Source organism: Roseateles oligotrophus (assembly GCF_025717515.1).
GTDB classification, from domain to species: Bacteria; Pseudomonadota; Gammaproteobacteria; order Burkholderiales; family Burkholderiaceae_C; genus Paucibacter_A; species Paucibacter_A oligotrophus.
In genome coordinates this window covers 76,391-101,028 of record NZ_JAJIRN010000009.1, presented here as the reverse complement: position 1 = coordinate 101,028, position 24,638 = coordinate 76,391, and the positions used below count along the sequence as shown (strand labels likewise).

Annotated in this window: 18 protein-coding genes; 7 read left to right on the top strand and 11 right to left on the bottom strand. The window is 64.1% G+C overall.

Annotated elements, in window-relative coordinates; translation table 11 throughout:
• Position 1: 1 nt before the first annotated feature.
• The 3 genes from LNV07_RS19720 (at position 2) to ppk2 (ending at position 4,074) form a co-directional block, all read left to right on the top strand.
• Complete coding sequence (locus LNV07_RS19720) at positions 2-1,837, top strand: MORN repeat-containing protein (RefSeq protein WP_263572894.1); 1,836 nt, start codon at positions 2-4, stop codon at positions 1,835-1,837.
• Positions 1,838-1,862: 25 nt separating this feature from the next.
• Positions 1,863-2,825, top strand: coding sequence for a M14 family metallopeptidase (locus LNV07_RS19715; protein ID WP_263572893.1), 963 nt, complete (start codon positions 1,863-1,865; stop codon positions 2,823-2,825).
• A gap of 67 nt (positions 2,826-2,892) precedes the next feature.
• Entirely contained in the window at positions 2,893-4,074 is a 1,182-nt protein-coding gene (gene ppk2 / locus LNV07_RS19710; protein ID WP_263572892.1) for a polyphosphate kinase 2, read from the top strand.
• Here ppk2 and metW read toward each other — a convergent pair.
• From metW to LNV07_RS19685, 5 genes are all read right to left on the bottom strand, one after another.
• Positions 4,071-4,652, bottom strand: a complete 582-nt coding sequence (gene metW, locus LNV07_RS19705) for a methionine biosynthesis protein MetW (protein WP_263572891.1) — start codon at positions 4,650-4,652, stop codon at positions 4,071-4,073. The genes ppk2 and metW overlap by 4 nt on opposite strands.
• Entirely contained in the window at positions 4,649-5,800 is a 1,152-nt protein-coding gene (metX, locus tag LNV07_RS19700; protein WP_263572890.1) for a homoserine O-succinyltransferase MetX, read from the bottom strand. The genes metW and metX overlap by 4 nt, the downstream gene beginning before the upstream one ends.
• Positions 5,801-5,959: 159 nt before the next feature.
• Positions 5,960-7,819, bottom strand: a complete 1,860-nt coding sequence (gene sppA / locus LNV07_RS19695) for a signal peptide peptidase SppA (protein ID WP_263572889.1) — start codon at positions 7,817-7,819, stop codon at positions 5,960-5,962.
• Positions 7,820-7,926: 107 nt separating this feature from the next.
• The gene (locus tag LNV07_RS19690; RefSeq protein ID WP_263572888.1) at positions 7,927-8,538 is read right to left on the bottom strand and encodes a glutathione S-transferase; all 612 of its coding nucleotides are present in this window, start codon (positions 8,536-8,538) and stop codon (positions 7,927-7,929) included.
• An 8-nt stretch (positions 8,539-8,546) separates the two neighbouring features.
• A complete protein-coding gene (locus LNV07_RS19685; protein WP_263572887.1) occupies positions 8,547-9,176 on the bottom strand; it encodes a glutathione S-transferase C-terminal domain-containing protein in 630 nt (209 codons plus the stop codon).
• A gap of 207 nt (positions 9,177-9,383) precedes the next feature.
• Between LNV07_RS19685 and LNV07_RS19680 the strand changes: the two genes are divergently transcribed.
• Both LNV07_RS19680 and LNV07_RS19675 read left to right on the top strand, forming a co-directional pair.
• Positions 9,384-10,562: a YjgN family protein gene (locus LNV07_RS19680; RefSeq protein ID WP_263572886.1), complete on the top strand. Its 1,179-nt coding sequence runs from the start codon at positions 9,384-9,386 to the stop codon at positions 10,560-10,562.
• Between the two features lie 11 nt (positions 10,563-10,573).
• The gene (locus tag LNV07_RS19675; protein ID WP_263572885.1) at positions 10,574-11,620 is read left to right on the top strand and encodes a M48 family metallopeptidase; all 1,047 of its coding nucleotides are present in this window, start codon (positions 10,574-10,576) and stop codon (positions 11,618-11,620) included.
• A gap of 58 nt (positions 11,621-11,678) precedes the next feature.
• Here LNV07_RS19675 and LNV07_RS19670 read toward each other — a convergent pair whose 3' ends face one another.
• Positions 11,679-12,257, bottom strand: a complete 579-nt coding sequence (locus tag LNV07_RS19670) for a CHRD domain-containing protein (protein WP_263572884.1) — start codon at positions 12,255-12,257, stop codon at positions 11,679-11,681.
• 114 nt (positions 12,258-12,371) lie between these two features.
• On the bottom strand, positions 12,372-13,646 hold the full coding sequence (locus LNV07_RS19665) for an amidohydrolase family protein (RefSeq protein WP_263572883.1): 1,275 nt from the start codon (positions 13,644-13,646) through the stop codon (positions 12,372-12,374).
• A gap of 86 nt (positions 13,647-13,732) precedes the next feature.
• On the opposite strand from LNV07_RS19665, the gene LNV07_RS19660 reads away from it, so the two are divergent.
• Positions 13,733-14,662 carry a serine hydrolase gene (locus tag LNV07_RS19660; RefSeq protein WP_263572882.1) on the top strand — a complete coding sequence of 310 codons (930 nt, stop codon included), beginning with the start codon at positions 13,733-13,735 and terminating at the stop codon, positions 14,660-14,662.
• Positions 14,663-14,671: 9 nt separating this feature from the next.
• Here LNV07_RS19660 and LNV07_RS19655 read toward each other — a convergent pair whose 3' ends face one another.
• Positions 14,672-18,262, bottom strand: a complete 3,591-nt coding sequence (locus LNV07_RS19655; protein ID WP_263572881.1) for an alpha-1,6-glucosidase domain-containing protein — start codon at positions 18,260-18,262, stop codon at positions 14,672-14,674.
• A gap of 324 nt (positions 18,263-18,586) precedes the next feature.
• On the opposite strand from LNV07_RS19655, the gene purB reads away from it, so the two are divergent.
• Positions 18,587-19,963, top strand: a complete 1,377-nt coding sequence (gene purB / locus LNV07_RS19650; RefSeq protein WP_263572880.1) for an adenylosuccinate lyase — start codon at positions 18,587-18,589, stop codon at positions 19,961-19,963.
• A 188-nt stretch (positions 19,964-20,151) separates the two neighbouring features.
• Here the strand turns inward: purB and LNV07_RS19645 are convergent, their stop codons facing one another.
• From LNV07_RS19645 to LNV07_RS19635, 3 genes are all read right to left on the bottom strand, one after another.
• Positions 20,152-22,785, bottom strand: coding sequence for a cation-translocating P-type ATPase (locus tag LNV07_RS19645; protein WP_263572879.1), 2,634 nt, complete (start codon positions 22,783-22,785; stop codon positions 20,152-20,154).
• Between the two features lie 165 nt (positions 22,786-22,950).
• The gene (locus LNV07_RS19640) at positions 22,951-23,592 is read right to left on the bottom strand and encodes a Crp/Fnr family transcriptional regulator (protein WP_263572878.1); all 642 of its coding nucleotides are present in this window, start codon (positions 23,590-23,592) and stop codon (positions 22,951-22,953) included.
• Positions 23,593-23,664: 72 nt separating this feature from the next.
• Positions 23,665-24,591, bottom strand: coding sequence for a GNAT family N-acetyltransferase (locus LNV07_RS19635; RefSeq protein WP_263572877.1), 927 nt, complete (start codon positions 24,589-24,591; stop codon positions 23,665-23,667).
• Positions 24,592-24,638 lie beyond the last annotated feature (47 nt).

Genomic DNA, 24,638 nt, shown 5'->3' with positions numbered 1-24,638 from the left:
GATGACCAAGATCCATTTAGGCTCACCAACGAAACTCTCCCCTTGGCGCCGTTTGATCGCCGCGTTGGCCTTGAGCCCCTGCTTGGCTTGGGCGCAAACGCCGGCCTTGCTCACACCACCAACACCAGCGTCGGCCCCGGCCCCGGCGCTGGCCGCCGATTCGCCGGCTTCTGCGCCGGCAGCGGCCTCGGCACCCGAAAGCACCGAAGCCACCGCTGCGGTGGCGCCACCCACTTGCTCGGTGCTGACCCAGCGCGCCATGTCCGCCGATCTGCGTGCCGCCACCGCCCTGAGCCAGAACAAGGGCGTGGATGAAGCCGCCAAGCTGTTTGACCGAGCGATTGCGCAGTGGACCTTGGCGCTTGACGGCTGCGAAGGACGGGCACGTGAGCGGGCACAGAAGAACCTGAGCGACAACGAACGCCAGCGCGGCTTGCTGGCTGAGCGCCAAGCCGCCGGCTCGCAATGCGAGCTCTCGCACCGCGACGCCGCATCGCTGCAGGAACTGGCCGCCCGTGCCTTTGGCGAGCGGCGCTGGGTCGATGCCGCCTCGCTCTACAGCAAGGCCGAAACCATGTGGGATCTGGCGGCCGAGCATTGCACCGGCGCGCAGCAGCAAATCGCCAACAAACGGCGCGAACAGGCCGAGATCGACGCCCACAACTCGGAGCACTGCGCGCCGCTGTTCGAACGGGCCCGCGAATACACGCAGAAATTTCGCGGCGCGGCCGCCGGCCTGAACCCGACCGATCGGCAACAACAGTCACAGACCTCGGAAACCCTTTGGCGCAAGGCCGCCGGGGCTTGCAAGGGCGCTGCGCTGGAGTTGGCCGGCAACAACGCGCAAGCGGTGGCACGCGAGCGCGGTACGCCTTGGGTGGCCACGCACCCGGTCGAAATGGCACCGAGTCCGGCCATAGCTGCGGCGCCAACGGTCAACAAGGCAAACGCCAAGCCGGCCGCCGTTGCGCCGAGCGCAGCGCCGACTCCTGCCCTCGGCGCGGCCGCTGCGGTCGGCGCCGCTGGGACGGGAGCTGCGGCGGGCGTTGCAGCATCGCCGGCGCCGGCGCCGGCCAAGCCCGCCGGTCCAGCCCCCAGCCCCGCCAACCCACAAGAGCTGGATGTGCGGACCGGCGACACCCGCTACAAAGGCCTGTTCACCCGCGATGAGGGCCAAACCCTGAGCGGCACCGGCCGGGTCGAGTGGGGCAATGGCGATATCTATATTGGCACCCTGTTGCGCAGCGTGCGCCAGGGCAAAGGCGAGTTCATCTGGGCCAACGGCCAACGCTATAGCGGCGACTGGCTGAATGACAAGGCCAGCGGCTCCGGCAAGCTGCTATTCACCAATGGCAACCAATTCGAGGGCACGGTGATAGACGGCACACCCGAGGGCGAGGGCCAACTGCTGTATGCCAGCGGCGATGCCTACAAAGGCCAGATCAGCCAGGGCATCCCGCATGGTCGGGGCTCTTATCGCTGGCTCAACGGCCAGCAGTTCGACGGCGATTGGGTGCGCGCCGTGCCGCAGGGCAAGGGCGTGCTGCGCTTTGCCAATGGCAACCGCTATGAGGGGGCGGTGGTGGCCGGCCAGCCGCAGGGCCAGGGGCAGATGCAAATGAGCTCGGGCGAACGCTACGAGGGCAACTTTCATCAAGGTGAGCCGCAGGGTCAGGGCAGCTATTTCTGGAAGTCGGGCGAACGCTATGTAGGCGCTTGGGTTGCCGGCCGCAAGCATGGTCAGGGCATCTTCCACTGGCCCAATGGAGACCGCTGGGAAGGCGAGTTCAAGGACGATGAACGCACCCAGGTTGGCGTATTCACCCGCAAGGAATAATGACCACCGGTCAAGGAGAACGCAGATGGAAAACGCCGTCGAATTGAGCCCCCCCGACATCACGCCTTATCGCGCCAGTAGCAGCGGGGTCGACTATGTTCATGTCCTGGACTCCGGCCGCCCCGGCCCGGTGGTGATGGTGCAAGCCTTGACGCATGGCAATGAGCTATGCGGCGCGATCGCCCTGGACTGGCTGTTCAAGCAAGGCATGGGTCGCACATTCCAGCCTGCCCATGGTCAATTGATCCTGAGCTTCGCCAATGTCGAAGCCTTCGCCCGTTTCGATGCCGCCGACCCGAACGCCTCGCGCTGCGTCGACGAAGACCTCAACCGGGTTTGGGATGACAACGTGCTGTTCGGCGCCGGTGACTCGCTGGAGCTGCGCCGGGCACGCCAGTTGCAGCCCTTTGTCGACCGTGCCGACCTGCTGTTCGACATCCACTCGATGCAAGACGCCTGCCGGCCCTTGATGGTCTGCGGCATGCAGGACAAGGGCGCAGCCTTTGCCCGCGAACTCGGCATGCCCGGCGATTTGCTGATCGACACCGGTCACCCCTCCGGCCTGCGCATGCGCGACCGCGGCGGTTTCGGCGACCCCGCCAGTGCCAAGAACGCCTTGCTGATCGAATGCGGCCAGCATTGGGCCCAAAGCTCGGCCGATGTCGCCATCGACGGCCTGATCCGCTTCCTCAAGTTGACCGGCATGGTGAGCAGCAGCTGGGCCGATGCCCGTTTGCAGCTGCCCTTGCCTGCTACGCAGCAACTGATCCGGGTTGACCGGGCCGTGACGGCGCTGAGTACCGACTTCCATTTCTTGCAGCCGGTGCGCGGCCTCGATGTGATTGCCCGGGCCGGCAGCGCTTTTGCGCAAGACGGTGACACCGTCTTCAAAACCAGTTATGACAACACCGTGCTGGTGATGCCTAGCCTGAAACATGGCAAACCGGGTAATACGATGGTGAGGCTGGGCCGTTTCGATCCAGCTTGAGCTGGATCAAGATGAAATGGCGGGTGAAGTGCGAACGTGACGTTTTCATGACAGCCGATTCAAGCCCATGAGCCCAAGTCCAGCCAAACCCAGCCCGACCAAGAAGTCAGCAACACCGCGCAGCAATGCCAAGGTCAAAGCCAAGGCCGCGGCCCTCGAGAAGCCGCGCCGCAGCCGCAGCGGCGACACCGCCGGCACGCTGGACGGCAAGCGCATTGCCCGCCAAGTCGTCAAAGAAGCGCTGAGCGCGGCGCATGGCCGGGAGTTGGCCGCCCTGAAGGACATCGTCGCCAACGGCGGGCCGGATGCACTGGCCTCGTCCGTCAAGGCGATAGTGGCCGGCGCCTCCGCCGACGATGCGGCCGCGCTGCGTCAAGCGCTGCTGCAGGAGCTGCACGCCACGCCGCTGAACGGCGCGCACCCGGACGAAGAGCTGTCGGCCGACTGGCGGCGCGGCGGCTACCCCTATAAAAACCTGATGTCGCGCAAGAACTATGAGCAGCAAAAATACCAGCTGCAAGTGGAGCTGCTGAAGCTGCAGGCCTGGGTCAAGGCGACCGGGCAGAAGGTCATCATCTTGTTCGAGGGCCGCGACGCCGCCGGTAAGGGCGGCACCATCAAGCGCTATATGGAACACCTGAACCCGCGCGGTGCGCGCGTGGTGGCGCTGGAAAAACCCAGCGACGTGGAGCGCGGCCAGTGGTACTTCCAGCGCTATGTGCAGCATCTGCCGACGGCCGGCGAGATCGTGCTGTTTGACCGCAGCTGGTACAACCGCGCCGGCGTCGAGCGGGTGATGGGCTTTTGCAGCAATGACGAGTACGTCGAGTTCATGCGTCAGGCCCCCGAGTTCGAGCGCAATCTGGTGCGCAGCGGCGTGCATCTGGTCAAGCTCTGGTTCTCGGTCAGCCGAGCCGAGCAGCGCCGCCGCTTCAAGGAGCGCGAGGCGCATCCGCTCAAGCAATGGAAGCTGTCGCCGATCGACCTGGCCTCGCTGGACAAATGGGACAGCTACACCAAGGCCAAGGAGGCGATGTTCTTCCATACCGACATTGCCGAGTCGCCCTGGACCGTCGTCAAGTCCGACTGCAAGAAGCGCGCGCGCCTGAACGCGATGCGCCATGTCTTGCATCAACTGCCCTATACGAACAAAGACCTGGCCAAGCTCGGCCAGCTCGACCCCCTGCTGGTCGGCCGGGCTAACTCGGTTTATGAGCGGGGTGAATCAAAAGGCAATGCAGGCGCCTAGCCTCGGTCGAACTTGAAGACCGCCATGCTGGCCAAAAGATTCGGGAAGCTGCGCACCGCCTGCCCGTTTTGAATGCCGAAGCTATCCAGGATGCGCAGCCGGTTCTTGTGCGCCAGCACCTCGAAATCGGCAAAGGTGCCGACCCGGATGTTCGGCGTGTTGTACCACTCGTAGGGCAGCACCCGCGTCACCGGCATGCGCCCCAAGGCCACTTGCAAGCGGTTCGGCCAATGGGCGAAATTGGGGAAGCTGACGATGCCGATGCGGCCGACGCGCGCGGTCTCGCGCAGCATCGCCTCGGTATTGCGCAGATGCTGCAAGGTCTCCAGCTGCAAGACCACATCGAAGCTCTGGTCCTCGAAAATGGCGAGTCCCTCTTCCAGATTGAGCTGGATCACATTGACGCCGCGCTGCGCACAGGCGAGCAGATTGGCATCATCCAGCTCGACGCCGTAACCGGTGCAGCCTCTGTGCTTTTGCAAATAGGCCAGCAGTTCGCCGGTGCCGCAACCCAGGTCCAGGACGCGCGAGCCGACCGGCACCAGCGCCGCGATTTGTTCGATGACAGCGCTGCTCATGCCGCCTCTCCTGCCGATTCAACGGCGATGCGTGTGAAGTAGGCGCGCAAGACGCCGTGATAGCGGGGGTCTTCCAGCAAGAAGGCGTCGTGGCCGTGCGGCGCATCGATCTCCGCATAAGACACATCGAGCTTGTTGTCCAGCAAGGCCTTGACGATCTCGCGCGAGCGGGCCGGCGAAAAGCGCCAATCGGTAGTGAAGCTGGCCAGCAGGAATTTGCAGCTTGCGCTAGCAAAAGCGCGGCTGAGATCGCCGCCGAATTCACGCGCCGGGTCGAAATAATCGAGCGCCCGCGTGATCAAGAGATAGGTGTTGGCGTCAAAGTAGTCGCTGAACTTGTCGCCCTGGTGGCGCAGATAGCTCTCGATCTGGAACTCGATGTCCTGGGTCGTGTAGCCCAGTTCGGCCGCCCGCATCTCGCGGCCGAATTTCTGCTCCATCGCGTCGTCCGACAGATAGGTGATGTGACCGATCATCCGCGCCACGCGCAGGCCGCGCTTCGGGATCGCGCCATGTTCGGCGTAATGGCCGCCGTGGAAATCGGGGTCGGTGATGATGGCGCGCCGCGCCACCTCGTTGAAGGCGATGTTCTGCGCCGACAGCGCCGGTGCGGTCGCAATCGCGATGCAGTGGCGCAGGCGCTCGGGGTAGCGCAGCGCCCAATCCAAGGCCTGCATGCCGCCGAGCGAGCCGCCCAAGACCGCCGCCAACTGCGTGATGCCTAACTCGTCAAGCACGCGGGCCTGGGCATCGACCCAATCCTGCACGGTGACGACGGGGAAGTCGGCGCCGTAGACCTTGCCGGTGGCCGGATTGACGTCGCGCGGGCCGGTCGAGCCGAAGCAGGAGCCGAGGTTGTTGATGCCGATGACGAAGAATTTGTCGGTGTCCAGCGGTTTGCCCGGCCCGATCAGGTTGTCCCACCAGCCTTCGCTCTTGTCCTGGCCGGCATAGGTGCCGGCGACATGGTGGCTGGCATTCAAGGCATGGCAGACCAGCACCGCATTGCTGCGTGCAGCGTTCAGCTCGCCATAGGTCTCGTAGACCATCTCGTAGTCGCGCAGCTCAAGCCCGCTGCGCAGGCGCAGGGGCTGCGCAAACGCCATGCGCTGAGGGCTGACGTCGCCCAATTGACCGCTATGTGGCATCAGTGAAAGGCCTCCTAAAAAACAAAACCGGCACCGCTGAGAGTAAGCGGACGCCGGTTTGCGGAGCCCCTCTTTAGCGGAATTTATTAAGCGCCCGCAATTTGGAACAAATCGGCGCTGTGCGGCATTATAGAAGGGCGGCGCGCCGCCCTTCCGATCTCAAGGCGCCGCACACAGGCAATGGACGACCGCCTCAAAAGGTTTCTTGCCGCTGCCGCCCATCTCGGTCACGAAAGCCAGGTCGGCGCTCGCCTCCTGCAAGGCCTTGGGCAGAGTCAAACCCAACTCCGCGCGAATGGCAGCGGCGATGGACGGCGCCATCACGTCCTCCAGGCTGGACAGCAAGCGCTCCAGGCGACCCATCTCGCCCTCGACATAACTCACCCGCGCATCGGGCCCAAGCTTGGCCTTGGCGGCCGCCGATTTGATCGCGTCATCCAAACTGCCGAGCCGGTCGACCAAACCGCGCTCCAGCGCTTGCGCACCGGTCCAGACGCGGCCCTGCGCGACGGCGTCGATTTCGGCCACCGTCTTCTTGCGCGCCACCGCGGCCTTGCCGGTGAAATCGGCATAGATGTGGTTGATGCCCGACTGCACCACCGAAGCCAGGCGCGGGTCGAGCGGGCGGCGCGGGTCGTAGCCGCCGGCCAACCAGGTGGTGGTGTGACCGCCGGTGTTGATGGACAACTTCTCCAGCAGCTTGTCGGCCGTCGGCAACATGCCGAACACGCCGATCGAGCCGGTGATGGTGCCGGCCTCGGCGGTCACTTCGTCGGAGGACATCGAGATCCAGTAGCCGCCCGAGGCCGCCACATCACCCATCGACACCACCACCGGTTTGCCGGCCTTGCGCGTCAGTTCCAGCTCGCGCCGGATGATTTCGGACGCAAACGCGCTGCCACCCGGCGAGTTGACGCGCAAGACCAAGGCCTTGACGTTCTCGTCCTCGCGGGCTTGGCGGATAAGCTTGGCGGTGGAATCGCCGCCGACCTTGCCCGGGCCGGCGCTGCCATCAACGATTTCGCCCTCGGCCACCACAATGCCGACCGCCGGGCCATGTTCTGCCTTGGGCTTCAAGAACACCTGGTATTCGGCCAAGGACACGCGGCGGAAGCTCTTGCCCTTGTCATCTTTACTGCCGCGCTCGATCAACAAGTCGCGCACCTCGTCGCGGGTCTTGACGCCGTCGATCAGCTTGGCCTGCAGCGCCAGCTTGGCCGTATCGCCGCCGACGGCGAGCATGGTTTCAGGCAGGTTCTCGATGAGACCAGCCACCGCGCCCTTGGGCAGCTTGCGCGCCTTCTCGACCGCATCCGTATAGCCCGTCCACAACTCGCCGTACAAGTAACCCTCCGCTTCCAGGGAAGCCTTGGACGGTGCATTGGCAAAATAGGGCTCGGCAAAACTCTTGTAGGTGCCGACGCGCAAGACATTGGCCGACACGCCCAGGCGGTCCAGCGCATCCTTGTAGTAATTGCGGTAGCGGCCGAAGCCCTCGATCATCACCGCGCCCATCGGGTTCAGATAAATCTCGCTGGCCTGCGCGGCCAGAAAGTAGCCGCGCTGATCAAAGTGGTCGCCATAGGCAACGATCTTCTTGCCGCTGGTCTTGAAGCGATTCAGCGCCGCCGCCACCTCGTGCAGGCCGGACATGCCGGCGCCGCCGAACTCGTCCAGATCCAGCAAGACGGTGCCAATCTTGGGGTCGCGGGCGGCAGCGTCCAGCGTTGCCAGCACATCGCGCAGCCTTGTCTGGCGCTGCGCATTGCCGCGCAATTGAGCCATGACTTGATCACGCGGCGAACCCGAAAATTGCTCGACCAGGGCGCCGTGCAGATCCAGCACCAGCGTGGTCTTGTCCTTCAGCGGCGCCGGGCCGCGCGACATCAAGCCGCTCACCAAGGCCACCAGCAGCGCCAGCAAAAGCAGATTCAACAAGGCGCGCCGGCTGGCATCCAGCAAGGCCCAGAACTTGGCGATCACCCACCACAGGCCGGAAAAAACGCTCTTCACGCCCATGCTGGGCTCCTTTGTTCAATGGATCAATTGGTGCCGGGCGATTGTGCAGCATGGCAATCGCCCAGCCGCAAAGTCATGGCAGCGGGAACTTTGTTGTGCCGCTCGCCTCAAGTCGCCTGCGCTGGTTTGAGCATGACGTCGATGAACAAGTCACTGCCCAGCCAGGCTTGCAGCCAAGCTCGCAAGGCCGGATAAGGCGCGGCCTCGAACCAGGCCGCATCAACGCCGGCAAACTGGCGAACAAAAGGCAGCAAGGCCAGATCCAACCAACTCGGGTTTGGGCCCAGCACATAGGCATGCCGCGCCAAGCGCTGCTCCAGCGGCGCCAGCATCAAGGCCTCGGCCTCGGCCCGCCATTGAGTCTGTGTGGTTTGTGGGTAACGATCCGGGTATTTATAACAATCCAACAAGCGCTTGAACGGGCCGTCGTTGAGCGCCAGCCAAGGCAGGGCCTCGGCGTCCAGTTCAAGGCGGCGCCAGCCTTGCGGGTCGGCCTGCGCCAAGGCCCAGAAGATGATGTCGGCACTTTGCTCGATCAATTCGCCACTGGGCAAGAGCAGAACCGGCACGGTGCCCTTGGGTGACAAGCGCAGCAGCTCTGGCGGCTTGGCGCGCAGTTGAACCTCGTGGATCTCGAGCTCTATACCGGCATAGCGCAGCGCCAGCCGCGCCCGCATCGCGTAGGGGCAGCGGCGAAAGGAGTAGAGCTGGGGCAGCAAAGCCCTGTTCAGGCCGCCGGCGGCGCGGTGTCGATAAAGCTCTGGCGGGCGCCAAGCTTCTCGAAATGGCGGGCCAGGTTCGGGTTGGCGCCGCGCCAATCAATCGCCGGGAAGCGGAAGTCCACATAGCCCAAGGCGCAGCCGACCGAAATATCGGCGAGCGAGAAATGATTGCCCCAGCACCAGGCCTTGTCGCCCAGACCCTGGTTCATCGCGGCGCAGGCGGCCGAAACCTTGTCCAGCTGACGCTGCACCCAAGCCTCGCAGCGCTGCTCGGGCGGGCGGCCGGCGAATTTGTTTTCCAGCAAGGCCAGGACGGCGGCGTCCATCACCCCGTCGGCCAATGCTTCCCAGGTCTTCACCTCGGTTCGCTCGCGGCCGCGCTCGGGAATCAGCTTGCCGACCGGCGACAGCGTGTCCACATATTCAACGATCACGCGCGAGTCAAACACCGCGCCGGTGATCGAGTCCTGCCCTTCCATCACCAGGCAAGGCACCTTGCCGAGCGGATTCATCTTCAAAATGGCGTCGCTGCTCCAGACATCCTCCAGCACCAGCTGGTAGTCGAGCTTTTTTTCGGCCATCACGATGCGCACCTTGCGAACGAAGGGGCTGGTAAGTGATCCGATAAGTTTCATATGTGCTGCGCTGACGTCGTCCTGTTTGAATTCATTCTAGCCAAGGCAATGTTGTGCGCCAGACTGTACAAGTGCGGCTTTCTAAGGCATAGAACCCCCTAAAAGGGCGGCCGGGATGATCCCGATACACATTGCGCGCTCAAGCCTGAAAATACCGGACCGGCAGCATAGCCGGCATAACGATACAAAAATCAGGAGGAAATTCGCATGCACGAAAGCATAGAGGCGGCCGTGGCCGCGTCGGCCAGCAGCACGCCGGCTCGGCAACTGCCGATCAACTTCACCGGCTCCGGCAGCGAGTACTTTCGCATCTGGATCGTCAACTTGCTGCTTTGCCTGCTGACGCTGGGCTTGTACCTGCCCTTCGCCAAGGCCCGCAGGCTGCGCTACTTCTACGCCAACACCCGCATCGACGGGCAGGCCTTGAGTTTTCACGGCAATCCTTGGCATATGTTCCGTGGCTTCATGCTCTTGCTGCTGCTGATGGGCGCCTACGCGCTGGCCGGCCGCTACTCGCCGATGGCGGGCCTGGTGGCTTTTGGCGTGCTCTGCGCAGTCTGGCCGGCGCTTTGGCGGGCCAGCCTGCAATTCCGTCTGGGCAATACCAGCTGGCGCGGCCTGCGGATGGGTTTCCGAGGCGAGTTGGCTTCGGCCTACAAGGCGGTGTTGCCGGTCTATTTGCCCAGCATCATCATGCTGTTGGCCCAAGCCGCCTTCGGCCCGGGCGCGCAGGAGCAAGCCGGTGACCAAGCGCTATGGCTTGGCATCGGCACCGGTCTGCCCCTGTTGGCGATGCTGCTTTTGCTTCCGCTGGGCCTCGCCCGCATCAAGCGATACCAGCATGACGCCTATGTCTACGCCAATCAACGCAGCCAACTCAGCACGCCGACCCGCCGCTTCTACGGCCTGAGCCTGAAGGGCATGTCGGTCACCCTGCTGCCGATGTTCCTCATCGGCATGCTGAGCGCGGTGCTGATCCCCGCGCTGCAGTCCAAGCCGGAGGCAAAGGCCGTGGTCTTTGGTTTGCTGGGCCTGCTGCTGATCCTGGCCTATTTGCTGATGTTCATGATCGCCGGCCCCTATTTCACCGCTCGGATGCAGAACCTGGTCTGGAGTGGCACAAGCAGCGCCCATTTGCAGTTTGACAGCCACTTGAAGTTTCGCGCCTTGGCCTGGCTGACCGCCAAGAACTGGCTGTTGACCTTGCTGACCCTGGGCTTGTACCGGCCATTCGCCGCCATCAACACCGCCCGCCTGCGGCTTGCTGCGATGGGGCTTGCACTGAGCGGAGACCTGGACGACTGGGTGGCCGATCGCATGGTCGCCGACGCCGATGCCGCCGGAGAAGCTGCCGGCGATTTCTTCGGTTTCGACATGGGCTTGTGAATTCGGGCGGCATGACAAGCCTGCAGCACGAGCCAAGCGCGCGCCTGCGCCTGGTCTATTTCGATGGCCGCAGCGCGCGCGCGCAGTCGGCCGAGATCTGGCTTGAGCAGGGTCTGCTGCATGTCTTGGTGGCCGCCAATGACGGCGCGCCGAGCCAGCGGCAATACCCATGCAAGGCCATTCAATGGCCGGAGCGCCAGCGCCATGGCGAGCGTCAAGTGCAGTTACCCGATGGCGGCCTGCTCAGCTGTGCCGAATCGCAGGCCTGGGATAGCTGGGCCCAGTCCTCGGGCCTGCTTGACTCGGCACTGGTGCGCTGGATGCAAAGTTGGCGCCGGGTCGGCCTGAGCTTGCTCTTGCTGCTCGCGCTGTTGACTTCGGCTTGGCGCTGGGGCATCCCCTTGGCCACTCAGGCCACGATGACGCTGCTACCGGCCGCCGTGGAGCAAGACCTGGGCGGCCGCGCGCTGGCCTACTTCGACCGCCACTTGTTGCAAGCCAGCCGGCTGGATGCGGCCAAGCAGCTAGAGCTGAGTCAACGCTTCGAGCGGCTGCTGGCGGCCTCGCCGGCGGACCTGCAAGCGCCCTACCGGCTGCACTTCAGGCAGGCCAACAAGGCCTTCGGGCCGAATGCGTTTGCGCTGCCCGGCGGGGACATTGTCATGACCGACGCCTTGGTCGAACTGATGGCGGACGAGCCAAACGCCGTGCTCGGTGTGCTGGCGCATGAGCTGGGCCATGTGCGACATCGGCACGGCCTGCGCATGACGATTCAGGCCAGCATGGCTGCGGCCCTTGCGGGGCTCATCGTCGGCGATTATTCGGCTCTGCTCGCGGGCCTGCCGGCGCTGCTGGCCCAACAGTCCTATTCACGCGACTTTGAGCGCCAGGCCGATGAGCATGCGCGCAGCCTGCTGCGCAAGGCGGGCATCTCACCCAAGGTGATGCTGCCCTTCTTCGAGCGCCTGGAAAAGATGCAGGGGCTTGACGACGAGCTCTCGATCGCTTTTTCAAGCCATCCGGCGAACGAGGAACGCAGACGATTCTTCGCTCAATGAGCGCGCAGAGACAAAAAAGCCCGCAAACAGCGGGCTCTTGAAGGCACAGCAATTCAGTTCAAAGCGAACGGCGGCGCCTTGCCACAAATCCGACCAGCCCCAAGCCGCCCAGCAGCAAGGCGTAGCTCGAAGGTTCGGGCACCACGGCCACCAAGAGCAACTGCCCGCGCACCGCACCGCCTGGATCGGCGGCCGTATGGACGTTGACGTAGGCCAGATTTCCCATCAGCGCATCCTTCATCGACATCGCGCCGAACGAGGCCGGCACGACGCCACTACCGAAGACCGTCAAGAAGCCGCCCCCACTCGCCGAAAAAAACGGCGCCGCAGCCAAATCTACCCGTACCGGCCCGTTGACACCGATGGCGGCCGGCCCATGGATGTGAAACCCCGTCGGCGCCCCACTCAAGCCGGACACCCCCATCGTGAAGCTGTAGCTGTCGTCACCGACGGCGAGCGTGCCCATATCGTCATAAGACAGGCTGGCGAGGCCGCTGGCCGTGGAGCTGCTGGCGCCCACTTCCTGGGCGGCGTTGATCGTCGCGTTGAACTGGTAGACCGTCGCCTGGGCCGCCAAAGGCAGCGCCAATAAGGCGGCCAGCGCCAGCAACGGCGTAGAGAGTGAACGAATTTTCATTTGAATCCCCCGAATTTTGACAAGGCAAAACAGGCCGAAAACCTCGGCCTTATGTCCTTGTACCAAGCATCAGAAAACTCGCCCACCCCAAGTTCATGGGGGCAGGGTTCTCACTCATGCCTGCCGCCGAGTCCAATCGACGCTCGCCGGCCGGCCGGCCAGACTCAGTTGCGCGGTGCTGGGCGCGCAGCGGCTCAAGACCTGACCCCGCCGCACGACCAACAAACGCTGGGCCCGCAGCCGCAAGGCCTCGACCGGATCGCGGGCCTGCAGCAGCACAAAGTCGGCGTTAGCGCCCACTTCGAGACCATAGCCCGTCAGGCCCAGCACGCCCGCATTGTTGACGGTGACCGCGTCGAAGCAGGCCTGCATGCCGGTCTGCGAGGTCATCTGCGCCACATGCAAGCCCATGCTCGCGACCTCGAGCATGTCGGCGCTGCCGAGCGAATACCAGGGGTCGAGCGCGCAGTCATGGCCAAAGCCGACATTGATGCCGGCCGCCAGCAGCTCGGGCACGCGCGTCATGCCGCGCCGCTTGGGGTAGCTGTCATGCCGCCCTTGGAGGGTGATGTTGATCAGCGGGTTGGCGACCACCTGCAGCCGCGCCTCGGCCATCAAGGCAATCAGTTTGGACGCGTAATAGTTGTCGACCGAATGCAGCGATGTCAGGTGCGAGCCGGTGACGCGCCCTTGCAGGCCTAGGCGCTGGGTCTCGAAGGCCAAGGTCTCGATATGGCGCGAAGCCGGGTCATCGCTCTCGTCGCAATGCATATCGACGGCAAGGCCGCGCTCGGCGGCCAGCTCGCACAAGAGCCGCACACTTTGCGTGCCCTGCTCGTAAGTGCGCTCGAAATGCGGAATGCCGCCAACCACCTCGACGCCCATGTCCAAGGCACGCTTGAGGTTTTCAACGGCGCCCGGCGCACGCAGCAGCCCGTCTTGCGGAAACGCGACCAACTGCAGATCCAGATAGGGCTTGACCCGCTGCTTCACATGCAGCAGCGCCTCGACGGCCAACAAGCGCTCATCACACACATCGACATGGCTGCGGATCGCCAGCAGGCCCTTGGCCACCGCCCAGTCGCAATAGCTCAGCGCCCGCTCGACCAAGGCCTCTTGCGTCAGCAGCGGCTTCAGCTCACCCCATAGCGCGATGCCTTCCAGCAAGGTGCCGCTCTGATTGACGCGCGGCAGGCCGTAGCTGAGCGCCGCGTCGAGGTGGAAATGCGCATCGACAAAGGGCGGACTGAGCAGCCAGCCCTGGCCGTCGATGCCTTGCACGCCTTCGGGAGAGGGCAAATTGGGGCCGATGGCGGCAATGCGGCCGGCTTGCACCAGCAGGTCCTGGCCTTGGCGTCCATCGGGGAGGCAGATATTGCGTATCAACATGGCTGTCGGCTTCGCGCTGTCGAAACCAGGAGTGTGCCCAATTTAGAATGGAAGCTCAAAGTAACCGTCGGCTTCACCTCTCATTGATGATCAGATCCCTGCCCAAGTTTCACCAAGACGGCATGCCGCCTGCCCGCCTCCCGGCCGGCCGCTCGCTTCTAGGCCGCCAGGCTTTGAAGTTGACCCTGCTCATAGGACTTGGTTTGGGGCTGATTCAGGCCCCAGCCCAGGCTAAAAGCAACCGCGAAAAACCGGTGCATGTACCCAGCCTCAGCGATGTACCCGTCAACGCCAAGCATGTGCTGGTCCTGGACGAAAGTTCGGGCAAGGTTTTGAAAGAAAAGAGCGCCGACAGTGTGGTGCCCATCGCCTCCTTGACCAAGCTGATGACGGCGATGGTCGTGCTCGACGCCAAGTCGAATATGAAGGAGACCATTCGCATCGACAGTGCCGATATGGACCGCCTCAAGCATAGCGTCTCGTTTTTGCCGGTGGGCGCGCAGCTGACCCGCCAGGATGCCTTGACCTTGGCCTTGATGTCGTCGGAGAACCGCGCCGCTGCGGCCCTGGCGCGCACCTTCCCAGGCGGACTGGCGGCGTTTCAACTCGCCGTCAGCGCGAAAATTCGCGCACTGGGCCTGACCCAAACCCGCATCAGCGAGGCCACCGGCCTGTCACCGCTGAACACATCGACGGCCACCGAGGTGGCCAAGATTGCCGCTGCGGCTTCGCGTTATCCAGAAATCGGCGATATCACCAGCGACAAGAAAGCCATCATCCCCGTCAATGGCCGCAAGCGCGAATTTCACAACACCAATCGCTTGGTCGGCAGCAAGGGCTGGGACATCCGCCTGTCCAAGACCGGCTACACCGAAGAAGCCGGGCGCTGCCTGACCATGCGCATGAAGAGCGGCGGCAAGAATGTCACCGTCGTCTTGCTGGACGCCGACGGCTCGGCCGCGCGCCTGCAAGACGCCGGCAAGATCCGACGCTCGCTGGAACGAGCGCCCATCTGACCAGCGCCTTCAGCCGCCGCGCTTGCCCATCAGCGGCGGCTGCAGCACAAACACCACCGCCGTGCGCGCCGGCAGCGTGAACTGCCCCGTCGCGGAATCAAACCTGGCCAGCGCGGCGCGTTTGTCGGCAGCCGCCGGCGAGCGGTGCACCGGATGCAGCTCAAAGGCGCGCCCGGCCAAGGCGGCGATGTTCAACTGCTTGTCGGTCTTGTCCACATTGATCAGATAGACCAGCTCCTGGAAGTTGGCGCCGGCATAGCCGACCCCGTTCAGATGGCCGACCAGCACCGTCGGCTCTTGCGCGCTGCCGGTGTTGTGGAACGTCAGGCGCGCCTTGATGTCCTCGGCATTGCGCAAGCGCAGCAGCGTCGTGCTCTTGCGTATCGCCAGCAGATCACGGAAGGCGTCGCGGGTCCAGGCGATGTCGGCCGGCGCTGGCTTGATCAAGGGGTTGGCCAGCAGCGGCTTGAGCAGCGACCAGTTGTCCGCATTGTCACGGGCCGGCGGCAGGCCGACGCCGAAGTTGTTGTCTGCATAGCTCCAGTCCAGCTTGTTGAACCAGTCACCCGAGTCATAACTGTTTCGGTCCATGGACTTGCTGCGCAGCGTGTCAACGCCGGCATGGAAGTAGGCAATGCCTTGGCTGAAGCTGTTGATGGCCGCGCCCAGAATCTGCACACGCGCCCGGTCTTCGCGGCTGGTACTGGTCGGCAGCTTGAAGACGTTGTTGTCGAACAGGCTGGTGTTGTCGTGGTTCTCTACATAGTTGACCACCTCGGACGGCTCCAGCACATAGCCGGCCGGCAGCCCGCCGGCATTGATTTCTTCCAGGCGCAGATTTGCATCCCAGCTGGTCTGCAGTTTGAAGCTGCGGATCGAGCCGGCCAGGCTGGCCTTGATCAGGTCGCCCTGCCACATCAGATCGCCACGGGTCTTACCGCCGCCCAAGCCATTCGGGTCATAGAACAAGCCGTTGATAAAGCCCTGGTTGGCGAACTGGTTGTTGCCCGAATCGAAGGAGCTGCCGCCACGCACCGCGTCGCGGATGAAGGGGTTGAAGCTGCCGATGCCGGAGCCGTTCAAGCTCATCATGTCGGCCTGCACAAAGCGCGCGCCATTGGCGACCTCGCCGAAGTTCCAGCCCTCGCCGAGGATTTGCACCTCGCGCCCGCTGGCCGCCTTGACGCGGGCCTTCAGCTCCTCCATCACCGAGCGTGGGTGGTGGCCCATGATGTCAAAACGCAGCGAGCTGATGCGGTAGTCGCGCGTCCAGGTGATGGCCGAGTCGATCATCAGCTTGGCCATCATGTGGTTTTCGGCGGCGGTGTTTTCGCAGCAGGTCGAGCGCTCGATGCCGCCCACCGCATTGAGCCGGTGGTAGTAGCCGGGCACCACTTTGTCCAGCACCGAGGCGGCGTTCTGGCCCGAGGCGCTGGTGTGGTTGTAGACCATGTCCATGCCGACGCGCAGCCCTGCCGCGTTGAGCGCCTGCACCATGAGGCGGAACTCCAGCACCCGTGCGGCCGGCTTGACCGCCGAGCTGGCATAGCTGCCCTCGGGCGTTGTGAAATGCAAGGGGTCATAGCCCCAGTTGAAACAGTCGGTGCCGGCGCTGGCGGCAACGGCGGCTTGCTGCGACTCGCCGTCAGGCAGACCTGCTGGATTCGGCGTTAGGCAGTTCTTTTCATTCACGCTGGCGATGTCGAACACCGGCAGCAGATGCACATCGGTCAGGCCGCTTTGCGCCAGCGCGCTGAGGTGCTTCATGCCCATCGAGCCTGTTTCGGTGAAGGCCAGGTACTTGCCGCGCTTGTCCGCCGGCACGCTGGCGTCGTTGATCGAGAAATCACGCACATGCAGCTCGTAGATGCTCATGTCCGCGCTGCTGGCCACCGTGTTGGGCGGCGCGCCGGCATCCCAACCGGGCGGCTTCAAGGTCGGCGACTGCAAATTCATCACCACGCTCTGCTGGCTGCCCATGGTCAGGCCGAGCGAATAGGGGTCGGTCACCTGGTTGAGAACAAGGCCGACACCGCGCACAAACACCTGCACGGCAAAGCGATAGACCTGGCCCGAGCGATCGCCGGGCAAGCTCAGACTCCAGCTGCCGGTGGCGGGGTCCAGCTGCATGGGCATTGTCCGGGTGCGCGTCAATGCCTGGCCGTTCTGCTCGGTGGTGATCAAGGACACCGCCTGCGCCGTCGGCGCCCAGAGCTTGAAGCCGGTGTGGCCCTGCACCACCACGGCGCCAAAATTGCCTTCTTGAGTGGCGGCGGCATAGAGCTCATCCAGCGCGCCGGCGACCTGCGCGGTGCTGGCGTTCTGCGCCAGGCCGGCGGCGTTCTCTTGCACCAGCACGAGCTGCTGGGTGTGCAGAAATGGCAGGCGGCTCAGGTCGGCATCGCGCACCTTGAAGACTGCTCCTGAGGCGATGTACTTGAAGCGCAGCGCAGCGTCCGCTGGCACCGCTCCCGCATAGGCGTCCAGCGTAATGAAGCCGTCTGCCCCCAGCGTTAGCGCATCACGCTGCACGACGATCTGCCCTTTGGCCGAGTAGTAAAGGCGCACCACGCCATCGGCCGTCACGCGCGGCCATTGCAGCAAACTCTTGTTCAGCCAGACGGCGCGCGCATCGGTGCTGGAGACCGAGCGCAGGTCGGGCGGAGCCAGGTAGACGGCGGGGTCTTGCTGCACCAGCCAGATCTCGCCGACCTGGTTCTTGATCGTCAGCGCGCTGTAGTCGACGCGAATATTGTTGTCTCGCCCATCCTTGTCGCCCTGGTTAGGCGCCATGCCGTGAATGATGAATTCCAGCGCCGTTTGGCCGCCGCCCAGTTTGGGGTTCAACACCGGGATATCGAACACCACTTCGCCCGCGCCCGCTGCGTAGCCGGGCATCGCGCCGATGGCGACCGGGTTGCCCCATTGATCGATCGCCATGCCGGCCGGCAAGCCCGCGACATTCAAGCCGCTGCCGTTCCACAGGTGCAAGCCCCAGCTCGCATAGGCGCTGTCGAAGCGTTTGTAATGCACCCGCACCGTCTTGATGTCCGGCACCGGCAAGCCCAGCGGATTGCTGGCGTAGGTGGTCGAGTCACCCTCTAACCGCCAGATCTCGTTCGCACCCGCTTGCAAGGCCTGGCTTTGGTCGGCACCGCCCCAATCCTTCCAATCGCCTCTATGCAAAAGATAGCCGACCGTGCCGCTCTCGGCCACCAGCGGCACGTCGTAAATCGCGCCGAATTCGTCGCTGCCTGAGGCATTCCAACCCTCATTCCAGTTCGGGCTCTGCGCCGCACCCCAGCTGTGCAACTGCCAGCCGGATTGGTCGCCATTGGCGCGGCGGTAATGCACGCGCAGCGTTGTGGCCGCGGCTGCCGCAGCCTTGCGACGTGCATCGGGCAAGGGCACGGCGGCTAACAAAGTCGTGTCTGCGTCGAGCGCCTGGGCCGAGGCCATGCCGGCCGCCAGCGGCGCCGCGGTGGACTCGGTGACGGCACCGCCGCCGCAGCCGGCCATTTGGCCCAAGGCCAGCCCTAGGCCGATATAAGCCGCCGCTCGCCGCAGTTTGCGCAGCATGTTTGCCCATTGAACCGTCATATGCGTCCTTAAAGAAAGGGAAACCTGGGCTGCGCCAAAAAGACAGCAGGCCGGATTTTGGCGCGATGCTAATGAAGTAAAACTACATTTGATAGATGGTGTTTTCCCGATAGATCACTGGTTTTCATAGCGATAATCCGGGCCTGATGTATGAAAAGTACATTATTTGGCAGCGAATAAATCAAAACTTTAAGCAGAAGCCGGACGCAGATTCCCGCCAAGTCCTTGCCCGTCTGCACCCACAAGTCGGCCCGCCACCCTCGCGGATAAAATGCTGCGCTTGCACTCTTGCTTGACCAACGCCGCCGCCAGGCCGCCACCGCCATGAACCTATCCGCCTTCTCCTCGATCAGCGCCCTCTCGCCACTGGACGGCCGCTACGCCTCGCGCGTGGCCGCGCTGCGCCCCTTGCTGTCCGAGTTCGGCCTGATGCACCGCCGTGTGCAGGTTGAAGTGGAATGGTTCATCGCCTTGTCGGACGCTGGTTTTGCCGAATTCAAGCCGCTGACCGGCGCGTCCCGCGGACTCTTGCGCGGCCTGGTGACGCGCTTCTCGGAGGCCGACGCACAGGCAATCAAGGACATCGAGAAAACCACCAACCACGACGTCAAGGCGGTCGAGTACTGGCTCAAATCGCGCTTCGAAAACAGCCCCGAGCTTAAGGCCGCCGGCGAGTTTGTGCATTTCGCCTGCACCAGCGAAGACATTAACAACACCAGTCACGGGCTGATGCTCAAGGCCGCCCGCGCCGATGTGCTGTTGCCCACCATCGACCGCATCACCGCCAAGCTAACGGCGATGGCCCACGCCATGGCGGCCACGCCGATGTTGGCCCGCACGCATGGCCAAACCGCCAGCCCGACGACCATCGGCAAGGAAATCGCCAACGTCGTGGCACGCCTGCGCAATGCCCGTAGCCGCATCGCCGATGTCAAACTGCTGGCCAAGATGAATGGCGCGGTCGGCAACTACAACGCCCATTTGTCGGCCTGGCCCGACTTCGACTGGGAGGCCTTCAGCCAGCGCGTGATCGAGCAGCAGTTGGGCCTGAGCTTCAACCCCTACACCATCCAGATCGAGCCGCACGACTATATGGCCGAGCTGTTCGATGCGGTCACGCGCCTGAACACCATCCTGATCGACTGGTCACGCGATGTCTGGAGTTATGTTTCCTTGGGCTACTTCAAGCAGCGCACGATTGCCGGCGAGATCGGCAGCTCGACCATGCCGCACAAGGTCAACCCGATCGATTTTGAAAACGCCGAGGGCAATTTCGGTTTAGCCAACGCTTTGCTCACGCACCTGAGCCAGAAGCTGCCGATCAGCCGCATGCAGCGCGACCTGACCGACTCCACCGTCTTGCGCAATATGGGCGTGGCGATCGGCTACGCGGTCTTGGGCTACGAGTCGTTGCTCAAGGGCCTGGACAAGCTGGAAGTCAACGAAGCCAAGCTAGCGGAAGATCTGGACGGCGCCTGGGAAGTGCTGGCCGAGCCTATCCAGACGGTGATGCGCCGTTTTGCCTTGCCTAACCCTTATGAGCGCCTGAAGGAGCTGACACGCGGCAAGGCCATCACGGCCGAGGGTGTGCGCGAATTCATCAACGGGCTGGAGATTCCCGAGGCCGAGAAGGCCCGCTTGCTGGCGATGACGCCGGGCAGCTATGTGGGCAAGGCGGCGGAGTTGGCGAAGCGGATCTAATCGCTGAGCAAGTCGATGCCATCGAGGCGCCCTGCGGGGCGCTTTTTTCTTGCCCTAACTGCAGCGTCGGCGGCAACGCGCAAGAAATTAAGTCGCAGGCCGGGGGCGAAAACCGCAGGTTTCGCCGAAGGCAAGTCCCGGCATCGTGCGGGTAGCCCGACTTGGCCAAACACGAACAACGCAAGCATCTAAACGGCCCGCCTGCGCCACGCCTTCTCCCCCTCCACCGCCACCCCCACCACCGCCGCCGCCGCAAAGCAAATCCCCAGCTCGCCCAAGCTCAAGGCCTGCGTCTTGAAGACTCCCTGCAGCCAAGGCACATAGATGATCGCCAGCTGCAAAAACACCGTCAGCAAAACCGCCCCCAGCAGCGGCAAATTGCTCAATAGACCGATACGCCACAGCGGCAAGCGCTCCGAGCGCACCGCCAACACATGGGCCATCTGCGCCAGCGTCAGCAAGGTAAAAACCATCGTCTGCCAAGCGCCATGGCCAGTCGCCATCGCCCAGTACTGCACGCCCAGACAAAGCCCGGCGATCAGCAAACCAAAACCCAGAATATGCTGCCACATGCCGTCGGCAAACAGGCTCTCGCCAGGCGGGCGCTGCATCAGGCCGGGCTCGGCCGGCTCGGCGGCCAGGGCCAGGCCGGGCAGACCGTCGGTGACCAGATTGACCCATAGGATGTGAATCGGCAGCAGCGGGATCGGCAACAGAAACAGCGGCGCCAGAAAGAGCACCCAGACCTCGCCCGAATTGCCGGTCATCGCGTAACGGACGAACTTGCGGATATTGGCGTAGATACGCCGCCCCTCCGCCACCGCCGCGACGATGCTGGCGAAGTTGTCATCCAGCAGCACCAGGCTGGCGGACTCGCGCGCCACATCGGTGCCGCCACGGCCCATCGCCACGCCGATGTCGGCGCGCCTCAAGGCCGGCGCGTCGTTGACGCCGTCGCCGGTCATCGCGACGAACTGGCCGCCCGCCTGCAGCGCCTCGACGATGCGGATCTTTTGCGCCGGGTCCACGCGGGCATAGACGCGCACGCGCAGCACCTCGGCGCGCAAGGCTGCCTCGTCCAGCTCGCTCAGTTGTTGGCCGCTCAGCACCGGGGCGTGAGCGTCGGCCACTATCCCCAGGCGATGCGCGATGGCCAAGGCGGTGGCGGGATGATCGCCGGTGATCATCACCGGCGTGATGCCGGCGGCAATGCAGTCGCGCACCGCCGCCTGCGCCTCGGGGCGGGGTGGGTCGATCAGCGCAATCAGGCCCAGCCATTGCAAATCGCTTTCCACCGCCTCGATCGAATTCGTATCGGGCAAATGCCCATGCTCGCGCCGCGCCAGGCCCAGCACGCGCAGGCCTTGGGCGGCCAGCGCGTCGGCAGCGGCCAGCAAAGCAAGGGTGTCCAGCGGCTGCGGGCCCTCAGGCGTCCACTGCGCGCTGCAGCAAGGCAACAGCGACTCCGGTGCGCCCTTGGTGTAGGCGACGAAAGAGGGAGACGGCCCGCCACTGCGGTGGAAAGTGCTCATGCGCTTGCGCTCGGCGTCGAAGGGTTGCTCCTGCACGCGCGGCGCCTCGGCGTCGAGCCGCGCCTTGTCCAACTGCGCCGATAGCGCAGCCAGCACCAGCGCGGTTTCGGTCGGGTCGCCGGCCCATCCTTGCCCCTCGCCTTCAAGCCGTCGGGCGTCATTGCACAGCGCGGCGGCACGCAGGGTCTCCTGCTGCAAAGGCGTGACGGCCGCATCGCCGGGCACCCAGCATTGGCCCAGCGTCAGCATCAGCTCGGCATGCATGCGGTTCTGCGTCAAGGTGCCCGTCTTGTCGGAGCAGATCGTGCTGACCGAGCCCAGCGTCTCCACCGCCGGCAGCCGCCGCACCAGCACCTGCACCTGCACCATGCGGCGCGCGCCCAATGCCAAGAGCACGGTGACGACGGCGGGCAAGGCCTCGGGAATGGCCGCCACTGCCAGGCTGATGGCGGTCAGCAGCATCAACAAGGGCGGCTCGCCGCGCAGCAGGCCGACGCCGAAGACCAGCGCGCAAATCACCAGCACGCCTATGCTCAGGCGCTTGCCGAAAGCGGCCAGACGCTGCTGCAGCGGCGTGCTGCGGTCGGCGCCATCGAGCAAGCTGGCCACCTTGCCCAACTCGGTGTGCATGCCTATGGCCACCACCAAGCCACGGCCATGGCCACGCGTGGCGGTCGTGCCCTTGAAGGCCATATTGAGGCGGTCGCCCAGCGCTGCCCCTGCAGCGGCCGGCAGCGGCGCAATATGTTTACCGGCGCTGACCGACTCGCCGGTCAGCGCCGATTCATCCAGATGCAGCTGGGCAATTTCGAACAGGCGCAGGTCGGCGGGCACCTGGTTGCCGGCCTCCAGCAGCACCACATCGCCGGGCACCAAAGTGCTTGCGGCCACCTGCTGCGGCTGGCCTTCGCGCAAAACCGTGGCCTGGGCGGCGGCGAGTTGCTGCAGGGCCGCCATCGCCTGATCGGCGCGCCAGCTCTGCACAAAGCCAATACCGGCGTTGAGCAGCACGATGAACAGAATCACCCAGGTGTCGGTGAGGTCGCCAATCAGCCCCGAAATAGCGGCGGCGCCCAGCAGCACCAGCACCATGAAGTCTTTGAACTGCTCGGCCAGCAAGGTCCAGGGGCCAGGTCTTGCCTTGGCCAACAGCTCATTCGGGCCATGCTGCTCGGCGCGCTGGCTGGCCTCGGCATGCGCCAGGCCCTGGCCGAGGTCGACACCATGCTGGTCGGCAATATGCTGGGCATCCAATTGATGCCAGGGCTGCGGAGTGGCGCTTGCGTTCATCGGTGACCCGTCATTTGAGCGTCATGCGCGAATGCAGACCATCCCTATCATGCGGCACTTTTGACGCGTCGAGCGTGGCGGAATGCCCGCCCTTGCCAGCTCCTTGCTGCGGGCTTGATCCAACTCAATCGGTCAGGCTGAATCCCGCCTCGACACAGCAGCAAGCTACCAACCCGCCGGCAGCTTCCTCAGCAACACCAAGCGGCCATCGCGCTGCTCGACATAGCCGCCCTGCAGCAACTGTTTGAAGATCCGGCTGATCATCTCGCGGGACGACCCAACCCGCTCCGCGATATCTTGCTGGGTCAGCTTGAGTGAAACCTGCCTCGGGCCACCGTCGGGGGGCTCGGCGCCGGCCAACTCATTGAGCATGCGCGCCACGCGTTGATAGACATCATCAAGCGCCAAGCTCTTGACGTTTTCGGTCGATCGGCGCAGCAACAAAGCCAGGCGCTGAATCAGATGAAAAGCGAAGTCAGGGTTTTGGGCCAAGAACTCCCGCATATCCACCCCGCGCACCAAGATGCAACGCAGTGGCTCCAGGCTGGCCACCGAGGCCGAACGCGGCGCACCGTCCAGCAGGCTCAACTCGCCAAAATATTCGCCCGGCCCGAGGGTGTTGTAGATCACCTCGCGACCATCATCACCCGCGCCATAGACCTTGACCCGGCCGGCCAACAAAATATAGAAGGCGTCCGATTGATCCCCCTCGTTGATCAACACGGCATGCGCCGGGTAGTTGCGAGCGCCACCGCGGCTGGCGATCGCCGCCAGCATTTCATCCTGTAATTTGTCGGCCTGATTCATTCAAACTCCGAAACTCTACGGTCGCAGTGTACTGAAGCTCCGGTGACACACCGGCACTGGCTCGCTCATGGGTCACAGCAAATCCTCCCAAGCCAGCGCGGCGATCTGCCAGCGTCGGCCGGTGTTCAGCAGTTGCAGGGTCTTGACGCCTTCGGCCTCGAAAGCCTGGCCATCGAGCAGCCCCTGCTTGCGGTAGCGCGCCCAGACCTGTGCGATGCGGCCATAGTGATCAATGCGCTGCTCAATGATGGCTTCATCAAACTGCTGCAAGCGCCCGCCGGGGCGCAGCAACTCGGCGCGCGGCCGCACAAAATCCTCGACGCTCATGGGGTGCAAGCCGGCGTCATCGGCGCGGCTGATGATGGCCTGGGGCAGCAGCATATAGGGCAGCGCCGCCAGGCTTGGGCAGCGGCCCTGCTGGTTGTTGAACACGGCAAAGAAGCGCTTCAGCAGATCCGCGATGCGCGCCTGCTCGTCGCCGGCCGGCGCCGGCTCACCCATCGAGTAGACCTTGCTCAGCCCCTCGACGCCGGCAAACTGCTGGGTCTCCAGATAGCGCATCCCCAAGTCCTCAAGCACCCGGCCCGAGGCCTCGTTGAAGGGTGCCGTCGAGGCCATCAGCCGGGGCTCACCCAAAACGTCGCGGGCATAGGCAAGGCAGGCACGCGCCGCTTCGCGGGCATAGCCCTGGCCCCAATAGCGCGGCAAGAAGGCATAGCCGATATCGGGCGCCGGCAGGTAGTCGCGCTGCAAAACGCCGGCCATGCCCATCAAGACGCCGTCGCTGGTCCGCTCCACCGCCCACAGGCCCAGGCCCTTGCCCCAATATTGGCTGAGCAGTTTTTCTTCCATCCAGAACTTCGCGGCGCCGAGATCGCGCACGCCGGGGTCATTGATATTGAGCTTCCAGGAGTCCTGCTGCAACTGCTCCAGGACATAGGCCTCGTCCCCCGGCGCGAACCAGCGCAGGCGCAGCCTATCGGTCGTCAAAACAAGCATGCAGGCCTCCCCTGAATAAAACCCTGGACAATACGACACCTTAAACG